The sequence below is a fragment of the Pinisolibacter sp. genome, from assembly GCF_036782435.1.
Taxonomy (GTDB): Bacteria; Pseudomonadota; Alphaproteobacteria; order Rhizobiales; family Ancalomicrobiaceae; genus CALBKH01.
Genome location: NZ_DAIPZB010000032.1, coordinates 46,698 through 56,325 on the forward strand (window position 1 = coordinate 46,698; position 9,628 = coordinate 56,325).

Sequence of the window (9,628 nt, forward strand, 5' to 3'; positions counted from 1 at the left end):
GGCCGGGTCGTGTCGTGCAGCCGCCCGCCGCGGAACAGCCCACGGCGTTCGGCCATCCGGCGTCCGAGCGAGGGGATCCGACGCGTGTCAGAACCATCGACAGCCACCGCCCACCGACCGGGCGGGTCCGGTCTGCCATGGGCGTGGTTCGGCGTCGCCCCGTTCTTCCTCTTCGCCGTCCTGTTCCTGATCCTGCCGACCGCCTTCCTCATCGTCGGCGCCTTCCAGACGGCCGACGGTGAGTTCACGCTGGCCAACATCCGCGATCTGACCCACCCGTCGATCGTCGCCGCCTATCGCATCTCGATCGAGATCTCGGCGGCCTCCGCGATCGGCGGCGCGATCGTCGGGGCGCTGCTCGCCTATGCCGCGGTCGGCGGCGGTCTGCCCAGCTGGATCCGGCCGACGCTGATGACCTTCTCCGGCGTCGCCTCCAATTTCGCCGGCGTGCCGCTCGCCTTCGCCTTCCTGGCGACGCTGGGGCGCACCGGTCTCGTCACCTGGGCGCTGTCGAACTGGCTCGGCTTCAACCTCTACGCCACCGGCTTCAATCTGCTGAGCTTCCTCGGTCTGACGCTGACCTATCTCTACTTCCAGATCCCGTTGATGGTGCTGATCCTCACCCCCGCCCTCGACGGCCTGAAGAAGGAGTGGCGCGAAGCCTCGCAGATCCTCGGCGCCTCGACCTTCCAGTACTGGCGCTGGATCGGCCTTCCCGTCCTGTGGCCGAGCCTGCTCGGCGCGACGCTGCTGCTCTTCGCCAACGCCTTCGGTGCGGTGGCCACGGCTTATGCGCTGACCGGCTCGTCGCTCAACATCGTCACCATCCTGCTCTACGCCCAGATCCGCGGCGACGTGCTGCACAATCAGAATCTCGGCTACGCCCTGGCGCTCGGCATGATCCTCATCACCGGCGTCTCCAACGTCGCCTACATCTGGCTGCGCGGCCGCGCCGAGAGGTGGTCGCGATGAAGAAATCGACCTTCGGCCCCTGGCTGGCGATGATCCTCGGCGCCGCCTATTTCCTGATCCCGCTGATCGGCACGCTCGAATTCTCGATGCGCATGAAGCGCGGCGAGTACTCCTTCGAGGCCTACAAGGTCGTTCTCGGCGATCCGCGCTTCCAGGAGTCCTTCAGCTATTCGGTGGTGCTGGCGCTGGTGACCATCGCCATCGGCGTCCTCCTCGTCGTGCCGACCGCCTACTGGGTGCAACTGCGGCTGCCGAAACTCCGCCCTGTGGTCGAGTTCGTCACCCTGCTGCCGCTGGTCATCCCGGCGATCGTCATCGTCTTCGGCTACCTGCGCATGTACAATTCGCAGAGCTGGCTGCCGCTCACCGATAGCCGCCGCGGCACCGACCTGCTGCTCGCCTTCGGCTATGTCACGCTCGCCCTGCCCTACATGTACCGCTCGGTCGACACCGGGCTGCGCGCCATCGACGTGCGCACCCTGACGGAAGCGGCGGAGAGCCTCGGCGCCGGTTGGGCGACGATCCTCTTCAAGGTGATCTTCCCCAACATCCGTTCGGCGATCCTGTCGGGGGCGTTCCTGACCTTCGCCATCGTCATCGGCGAATTCACCTTCGCCGCGCTGCTCGACCGGCCGGCCTTCGGCCCCTATCTGCAACTGGTCGGCGCCAATCGCGCCTACGAACCGGCGGCTCTGGCGATCATCGCCTTCGTCGTCACCTGGGCCTGCATGGGCCTCATCCAGGTCTTCGGTGCCGCCCGCGGTACCGGATCGAAATCGTGATCGGGGGCCGGATGAGCTTCATCGATATTCACGGGCTGAAGAAGTCCTTCGGGCCGGTCACCGTCGTCCACGACTTCCACCTCGCCGTCGAGCGCGGCGAATTCGTCTCCTTCCTCGGCCCCTCGGGCTGCGGCAAGACGACGATCCTGCGCATGATCGCCGGCTTCGAGACCGCGACCGCCGGCTCGATCGCCATCGACGGCAAACAGGTCGCCCATCTGCCGCCCGCCAAGCGCGACGTCGGCATGGTGTTCCAGGCCTACGCCCTCTTCCCCAACATGACGGTGGCGCAGAACATCGCCTTCGGCCTGCGCGTCGCCAAGAAGAGCGCCGCCGAGATCCGCACCCGCGTCGGCGAGATGCTCGATCTGATCAAGCTGCCGGACCTCGGCGACCGCTACCCCTACCAGCTCTCCGGCGGCCAGCAGCAGCGCGTGGCGCTCGCCCGCGCCATCGCTGTGAAGCCGCAGGTGCTCCTCCTCGACGAGCCGCTCTCGGCGCTCGACGCCAAGATCCGCGTCTCCTTGCGCGAGGAGATCCGGGCGCTACAGAAGGACCTCGGCATCACCACCATCTTCGTCACCCACGACCAGGAGGAGGCGCTGTCGATGTCCGATCGCATCGTCGTCCTCAACGAGGGACGCGCCGAGCAGGTCGGCTCCCCCTTCGAGGTCTACAACTTCCCGCGCACCCGCTTCGTCGCCTCCTTCGTCGGCACCCTCAATCTGATGACCGCGGTGGTGGTCGACGCCGCCGCCGGCCGCCTCACCCTCGACGGGCGCGACGTCGCCACCGCGAAGCCGATCGTCGGCCGCCGCGCCGGCGACACGGTGACGGTGGCGCTGCGCCCCGAGGCGGTGAACCTCGGCGACGGGACGGCGCGGTCCGACACCCTGCCGGGCGTCGTCGAGGACGTCGCCTTCCTCGGCGCGGTGGTGCGCATCCGCGTTCGCCTCGACGCCCAGACCGTCACGCTCGACACGTTCAACCAGCCGAGCGTCGCCTTGCCGAAGCAGGGAGAGGCGGTGAAACTGACCTTCGCGCGAGAGGACCTTCTCGTGCTCGACGGAGACGCGTGAGGCGATGGGTACCCCCAGAGCCATCCTCTTCGACAAGGACGGCACCCTCCTCGACTACTGGGCGAGCTGGGGTCCGGTGAACCGCGCCGCCGTGAACCTCGCCTCCGCCGGCGACCCCCGGCTCGCCGCGCGCCTCTACCATGTCGGCGGAGTCGACGAGACCGGCCGCGCCGCCAACACCCATTCGCTGCTCGCCGCCGGCTCGGCCTTCGACATCGCCCGCATCTGGGTCGCCGCCGGCGCCCGCTTCACCGTGCCGATGCTCACCCGCGCCCTCGACGACCTGTTCCGCGCCTCGGTCGACGACATGGTCCCGGTCGGCGATCTCGCCGCCATACTCGGACGCCTCGACGCCCGAGGCCTCGCCCTCGGCATCGCCTCCTCCGACGGCGAAGCGGCGATCCGCGCCACCGTCGCCCGCTTCGGCCTCGGCGACGTCATCGACTTCGTCGCCGGCTACGACAGCGGCCACGGCCCCAAGCCCGAGCCGGGCATGGTCCACGCGTTCTGCCGCGCCGTCGGCGTCGAACCGCACGAGGTCGCGGTGGTCGGCGACACGCTGCACGATCTCGACATGGGCCGCGCCGCCGGCTGCGGCTTGCGGGTCGGCGTCCTCACCGGCACCGGCACCCGCGACGTCCTGGTCGAGGCCGCCGACCTCGTCCTCGACGACATCGCCGCACTCGAAGCCGCCCTCTTCGGCTGATCGCTCCCGTCCGCGGTCGACACGCCACGCGATCGTTCCGCACGGGGTGCCGGGCCGCCGCTTGCCGACATCGACGCTCTCGGCCATCCTCTCCCCGGGCGGAAGGGCGACGGACGACGGACGACGGACGACGTGATGTTCGCCCTTCGAACCTTCGTCGAGGGCGCGCCTCTCGCCGCTTGACTTCGGGCATCAAAAAAACGAACGTTCGTTCATATAATCGAGACCGTGGCGTCACCCGCGCCGCGACCGGGAGGGGACCCGCCCCAGATGGCCAGGATCGAAGACGAAATCGACCGCCGCGCGCCGGCCTACGCCGAGAATCACGCCGCCCTCGCCGACAAGGTCGCGGAGTTGCGCGCTCGCGCCACTCGCGTCGCCGCCGGCGGTGGCGAAACGGCGCGCGCGCGCCACGTCGCCCGCGGCAAGCTGCTGCCGCGCGACCGCATCCGCCTGTTGCTCGACCGCGGCTCGCCCTTCCTCGAACTCTCGCAACTCGCGGCCCAGGGCATGTACCGCGACGAGGTGCCCTCCGCCGGCATCATCACCGGCATCGGCCGCATCGAGGGCCGCGAATGCCTGATCGTCGTCAACGACGCGACGGTGAAGGGCGGCACCTACTTCCCCATGACGGTGAAGAAGCACCTGCGCGCCCAGGAGATCGCCGCCAAGAACGAGTTACCCTGCGTCTACCTCGTCGACAGTGGTGGCGCCAATCTGCCCAACCAGGACGAGGTCTTCCCCGATCGCGATCACTTCGGCCGCATCTTCTACAATCAGGCCAACATGTCGGCGCGCGGCATCCCGCAGATCGCCGTGGTGATGGGGTCGTGTACCGCCGGCGGCGCCTATGTCCCTGCGATGTCCGACCAGTCGATCATGGTGCGCGATCAGGCGACCATCTTCCTCGGCGGCCCGCCGCTGGTTAAGGCGGCGACCGGCGAGGTGGTCACCGCCGAAGACCTCGGCGGCGCCGACGTCCACACCCGCACGTCGGGTGTGTCGGACCTGATGGCCGAAGATGACGCCCACGCCCTCGGTCTCGCCCGTCAGGCGGTGAAGAATCTCGCCAGACCGAAGCCCGCCGGCCCGATGCTGCGGAGCCCACGCGAGCCCGTCCTCGACCCAGCCGATCTCTATTCGATCGTCTCGGCCGATCCGAAGAAGCCCTTCGACATCCGCCAGATCATCGGCCGCATCGTCGACGGCTCCGACTTCGAGGAGTTCAAGCCGCTCTACGGCACGACTCTGGTCTGCGGCTTCGCCCATGTCTGGGGCTATCCGGTCGGCATCGTCGCCAACAACGGCATCCTCTTCTCCGAGAGCGCGCTCAAGGGCGCACATTTCGTCGAGCTCTGCGCCCAGCGCGGCATCCCGCTCTTGTTCCTGCAGAACATCACCGGCTTCATGGTCGGACGGAAGTACGAATCCGGCGGCATCGCCAAGGACGGCGCCAAGATGGTCAACGCCGTCGCCTGCGCGAGCGTCCCGAAGATCACCGTGGTGATCGGCAACTCCTTCGGTGCCGGCAACTACGGCATGTGCGGCCGCGCCTACGACCCCAACTTCCTCTACATGTGGCCCAACGCCCGCATCTCGGTGATGGGCGGCGAGCAGGCCGCGAACGTTCTCGCCCAGGTCCGCCGCGATGGGCTGGAGGCCAAGGGCGGCGCCTGGTCGGCCGAGGACGAGGAGGCGTTCAAAGCGCCGATCCGCGCCCAGTACGAAGAGCAGGGCTCGGCCTGGTACTCCTCGGCGCGCCTCTGGGACGACGGCGTCATCGATCCGATGGACACCCGCCTCGTCGTCGCCCTGTCGCTGTCGGCCGCCTTCAACGCGCCCCCGAAGGAAACCCGCTTCGGCGTCTTCCGCATGTGACGGCGCACTCGCCGTCCCGCCGTCCTCTCCTTCCGACGCCCGAGGGTCACCGATGACCACCCGTCCGATCCGCCCGATCCGCACCCTGCTCGTCGCCAACCGCGGCGAGATCGCGTGCCGCATCTTCTCCACCGCCCGCCGCATGGGGATCCGCACCGTCGCCGTCCATTCGGAGGCCGACGCCGACGCGCTCCACGTCCGCACCGCCGACGAGGCCCACCTCATCGGCCCGGCCGCGGCGCGCGACAGCTACCTGCGCATCGACCGCATCCTCGAAGCGGCGAAGGCGTCCGGTGCCGATGCCATCCACCCCGGCTACGGCTTCCTCTCCGAGAACGCCGAATTCGCCGAGGCCGTCGCCGCTGCCGGCCTGATCTTCGTCGGCCCGCCGGCCTCCGCCATCCGCGCCATGGGCTCGAAGAGCGCCGCCAAGTCGCTGATGGAGACCGCCGGCGTGCCCCTGGTCCCCGGCTATCACGGCGCCGATCAGGACCCGGAACTGCTCGCCCGCGAGGCGACCCGCATCGGCTATCCCGTGCTGATCAAGGCCTCCGCCGGCGGCGGCGGCAAGGGCATGAAGGTGGTCGAGCGCGCCGAGGATTTCGCCGCGACCCTCGCTTCGGCCAAGCGCGAGGCCGCCTCGTCCTTCGGTGACGATCGCGTGCTGATCGAACGCTACCTGACCAAGCCGCGCCACATCGAGGTGCAGGTCTTCGCCGACGCTCACGGCGACACCCTCCATCTCTTCGAGCGCGACTGCTCGGTGCAGCGCCGTCACCAGAAGGTCATCGAGGAAGCCCCCGCCCCCGGCATGACGCCCGAGCGCCGCGCCGCGATGGGCACCGCCGCCGTCGAAGCGGCGCGCGCCGTCGGCTACGTCGGCGCCGGCACCGTCGAGTTCATCGCCGAAGGCGACGACTTCTTCTTCATGGAGATGAACACCCGCCTGCAGGTCGAGCATCCCGTCACCGAGGCGATCACCGGCGAGGATCTCGTCGAGTGGCAGATCCGTGTCGCCCGCGGCGAGGCGCTGCCCTGCCGCCAGGAAGATCTCGTGGTCATGGGCCATGCCGTCGAGGCGCGCCTCTACGCCGAGGACGCGGATCGCGACTTCCTGCCCCAGACCGGCCGGCTCGATCATCTCGCCTTCCCGACGAACGTCCGCATCGACGCCGGCGTGGCGACCGGCGACGTGGTCTCGCATCACTACGATCCGATGATCGCCAAGCTGATCGCCCACGGCGCCACCCGCGAGGAGGCGCTGGAGCGGCTCGCCGACGCGCTCGCCGCGACCGAGGTGATGGGCCTCGTCACCAACCGCGCCTTCCTCGAGCGCATCCTGCGCCATCCCGAATTCGTCGAAGCCCGTCACGACACCGGCTTCATCGCCCGCAACGCCGACGCCCTCTTCGCCCCGGCGATCGCCGACGATCGCCTCGCCGTTCTCGCCGCCCTCGCCGTTCTCGAACGCGAGAAGGCGACCATGCCCCACGCCCCCGCCGATCCCCATTCTCCCTGGGGAGAGGCGGGGGCGTGGTGCATGAACCTCCCCGCCCGCTCGGAAGTGAGCTTCCGCGACGGCGCCGACACCCGCACCCTCGCCTTCGACCGCCTCGCCGGCCGCACCACTCATGTCGGCCCCGAAGGCGAGGTCGAGGTCGCCGCCACCCTCCTCGCCGACGGCCGGCTCGACGCCCGCCTCGGCGCGACCCGGCTCACCGCCCGCGTCGTCTTCGTCGCCGATCGCATCGCGATCTACACCGGCCGCGATCAGGCGAGCTTCACCCTGGTCGACCCGCGCGCCGGCGACGACGCCCACCACCACCACGCCGACCGGCTGGTGGCGCCGATGCCCGGTTCCGTCGTCCAGGTGCTGGTCGAGGCCGGCGCCACCGTCGCCAAGGGCGATCCGTTGGTGGTGGTCGAGGCGATGAAGATGGAACATGTCATCCGCGCCCCCCACGACGGCGTCGTCGAACGCGTCGACGTCGCCGTCGGCGACGTGGTGGCCGACGGTACCGAACTGGCGGTGATGGCGGCGGAGGACTGAGATCGGGGTCCGGCCGATCACGGCCGGACCGCCGCCGTCGATCATCCCCCGGACCTTTCGCCGCGTCGATCGATTTTTTCGCGCGACGATCGCCATCGCGATTCCGCCTCGTCATGCGCCTCCACGCCCCCGGACTCGGCGTCGCGTGGCCGATTCCGCGCCCGAATTCGCGAAATCGCCGTCCGCCGCCGCGCGGCTCCTGCGCAGTCGAGCCTCTTGACGGGCGCGGCGTCATTCGCTCCGATCGCCTCCACTCGTGATCACATTCGATGGAGAAGCGGCATGTCGGCGAAGAACCCGTGGCTGAGAGAGGCGAACCTGATCGGCGGCGCCTGGGTCGGTGCCGACGGCGGCGCCACCCTCACCGTCACCAACCCGGCGACCGGCGAGGTGCTCGGCACCATTCCCGACGTCGGCCGCGCCGAGGTCGCCCGCGCCATCGCCGCGGCGGAAGCCGCCTTCCCCGCCTGGGCGGCGAAGACCGCGGCCGAGCGCGCCACCATCCTGATGAAGCTGGCGAACCTGATCCGCGCCAACGTCGACGCCCTCGGCGAGCTTCTCACCATGGAGCAGGGCAAGCCGCTCGCCGAAGCCAAGGGAGAGGTCCTCGGCTCGGCCGGCTACGTCCAGTGGTTCGCCGAAGAGGCCCGCCGCGTCTACGGCGACACCATTCCCTCGCCCTGGGCCGACCGCCGCATCCTGGTGCTCAAGGAGCCGGTCGGCGTCGTCGCCGCGATCACGCCGTGGAACTTCCCCTCCTCGATGATCTCGAGGAAGCTCGGCGCGGCGCTCGCCGCCGGCTGCACCGCGGTGATCAAGCCGGCCGAACTCACCCCCTATTCCGGCATCGCCTGGGGCATGCTGGCGGAAGAGGCGGGCGTCCCCGCCGGTGTCGTCAACATCGTGACGGGCAAGCCGGCGCCGATCGGCGACGAGTTCCTCGAGAACCCGGCGGTGCGCAAGATCACCTTCACCGGCTCGACCGCCGTCGGCCGCATGCTCGCCGGCCGCGGCGCCGAGCGGCTCAAGCGCGTGTCGATGGAACTGGGCGGCAACGCGCCGCTCATCGTCTTCGACGATGCCGACGTCGACCGGGCGGTGGCCGGGGCGGTCGCCTCGAAGTTCCGCAACTCCGGCCAGACCTGCGTCTGCACCAACCGCTTCATCGTCCAGGCCGGCATCTACGACGAATTCGCCGAGAAGTTCGCCGCCGCGGTGGCGGCGCTGAAGGTCGGCAACGGTCTCGAGGCCGGCACCGTCCAGGGCCCGCTGATCGAGGAGAAGGCGGTCGCCAAGGTCGAGAGCTTCGTCGCCGATGCGTTGGAGAAGGGCGGCCGCGTCACCGTCGGCGGCAAGCGCCACGCGCTCGGCCACGGCTTCTTCGAGCCGACCGTCATCTGCGACGCCCACATCGACATGAAGTTCGCCCAGGACGAGATCTTCGGCCCCGTCGCGCCGCTCTTCCGCTTCGACACCGAGGAGGAAGCGGTGGCGATCGCCAACGGCTCGCCCTACGGGCTGGCCGGCTACTTCTACACCCGCGACCTCGGCCGCGCCTTCCGCCTCGCCGAGAAGCTGAAGTTCGGCCAGATCGGCATCAACGAATCGGTGCTGACCACGGAAGTCGCGCCCTTCGGCGGCGTGAAGGATTCGGGCTTCGGCCGCGAGGGCTCGAAGTACGGCCTCGACGACTATCTCGACGTCAAATACGTCTGCGTCGGCGGCCTCTGACGGTGAACGCGTGAGGACCCGGCCCGTTCGGGGCTCCACGAGCGAGGCCGGGCTCGACGCGCGGCGGCCGGTCGGGCCGTGACCACGGGGAAATTCCGCGGTGTCGGATTACCTCGTGACGGCGCCGACCGCGCCTCCCGCCCGGACGGCGAAGTGGAAGCCGCGACTTCCGCGCGGAACGCGCCTCGGGCGGCCGAGCGGGCCGAGGGTGCGTTCGCCGCAGCGCGATGCCGATCCGCGGCCGGCGGCTCGCCGGCCGCTCGTGGATGGTTCGGCGACGAACGTCATTTCCCGCTTGCCACGATCGGACGGGGTCGCTATATCCACCCCGTCCGGCGGCACCACCGCCCGCTGCTCCCTTCGTCTAGCGGCCCAGGACGTCGCCCTCTCACGGCGAAAACAGGGGTTCGAGTCCCCTAGGGAGCGCCAC

General features: G+C 69.8%; 7 protein-coding genes and 1 tRNA gene. All 8 read left to right on the forward strand.

Annotated features, from left to right (window positions below; all coding sequences use genetic code 11):
* The first annotated feature begins 84 nt into the window (after positions 1-84).
* The 8 genes from V7Q42_RS14560 to V7Q42_RS14595 all read left to right on the forward strand — a co-directional run bounded on the left by V7Q42_RS14560 (position 85) and on the right by V7Q42_RS14595 (position 9,627).
* Positions 85-972, forward strand: a complete 888-nt coding sequence (locus V7Q42_RS14560) for an ABC transporter permease (protein ID WP_333824815.1) — start codon at positions 85-87, stop codon at positions 970-972.
* The gene (locus tag V7Q42_RS14565) at positions 969-1,754 is read left to right on the forward strand and encodes an ABC transporter permease (protein ID WP_333824816.1); all 786 of its coding nucleotides are present in this window, start codon (positions 969-971) and stop codon (positions 1,752-1,754) included. Before V7Q42_RS14560 ends, V7Q42_RS14565 begins: the two co-directional genes overlap by 4 nt.
* Positions 1,755-1,765: 11 nt before the next feature.
* The gene (locus V7Q42_RS14570) at positions 1,766-2,833 is read left to right on the forward strand and encodes an ABC transporter ATP-binding protein (RefSeq protein ID WP_333824817.1); all 1,068 of its coding nucleotides are present in this window, start codon (positions 1,766-1,768) and stop codon (positions 2,831-2,833) included.
* A 4-nt stretch (positions 2,834-2,837) separates the two neighbouring features.
* Positions 2,838-3,539, forward strand: a complete 702-nt coding sequence (locus V7Q42_RS14575) for an HAD family hydrolase (RefSeq protein WP_333824818.1) — start codon at positions 2,838-2,840, stop codon at positions 3,537-3,539.
* A gap of 270 nt (positions 3,540-3,809) precedes the next feature.
* On the forward strand, positions 3,810-5,417 hold the full coding sequence (locus tag V7Q42_RS14580; protein WP_333824819.1) for a carboxyl transferase domain-containing protein: 1,608 nt from the start codon (positions 3,810-3,812) through the stop codon (positions 5,415-5,417).
* Positions 5,418-5,469: 52 nt separating this feature from the next.
* Positions 5,470-7,467 carry an acetyl/propionyl/methylcrotonyl-CoA carboxylase subunit alpha gene (locus V7Q42_RS14585; protein ID WP_333824820.1) on the forward strand — a complete coding sequence of 666 codons (1,998 nt, stop codon included), beginning with the start codon at positions 5,470-5,472 and terminating at the stop codon, positions 7,465-7,467.
* 282 nt (positions 7,468-7,749) lie between these two features.
* Complete coding sequence (locus V7Q42_RS14590) at positions 7,750-9,198, forward strand: NAD-dependent succinate-semialdehyde dehydrogenase (protein WP_333824821.1); 1,449 nt, start codon at positions 7,750-7,752, stop codon at positions 9,196-9,198.
* Between the two features lie 353 nt (positions 9,199-9,551).
* Positions 9,552-9,627, forward strand: a tRNA-Glu gene (locus V7Q42_RS14595).
* The last annotated feature ends 1 nt before the right edge of the window (position 9,628 follow it).

Bases quoted from the DNA above. Each gene is read 5' to 3' on its own strand.
- V7Q42_RS14565 (WP_333824816.1), top strand. From the start codon at position 969: ATGAAGAAATCGACCTTCGGCCCCTGGCTGGCGATGATCCTCGGCGCC.
- V7Q42_RS14570 (WP_333824817.1), top strand. From the start codon at position 1,766: ATGAGCTTCATCGATATTCACGGGCTGAAGAAGTCCTTCGGGCCGGTC.
- V7Q42_RS14575 (WP_333824818.1), top strand. From the start codon at position 2,838: ATGGGTACCCCCAGAGCCATCCTCTTCGACAAGGACGGCACCCTCCTC.
- V7Q42_RS14580 (WP_333824819.1), top strand. From the start codon at position 3,810: ATGGCCAGGATCGAAGACGAAATCGACCGCCGCGCGCCGGCCTACGCC.
- V7Q42_RS14585 (WP_333824820.1), top strand. From the start codon at position 5,470: ATGACCACCCGTCCGATCCGCCCGATCCGCACCCTGCTCGTCGCCAAC.
- V7Q42_RS14590 (WP_333824821.1), top strand. From the start codon at position 7,750: ATGTCGGCGAAGAACCCGTGGCTGAGAGAGGCGAACCTGATCGGCGGC.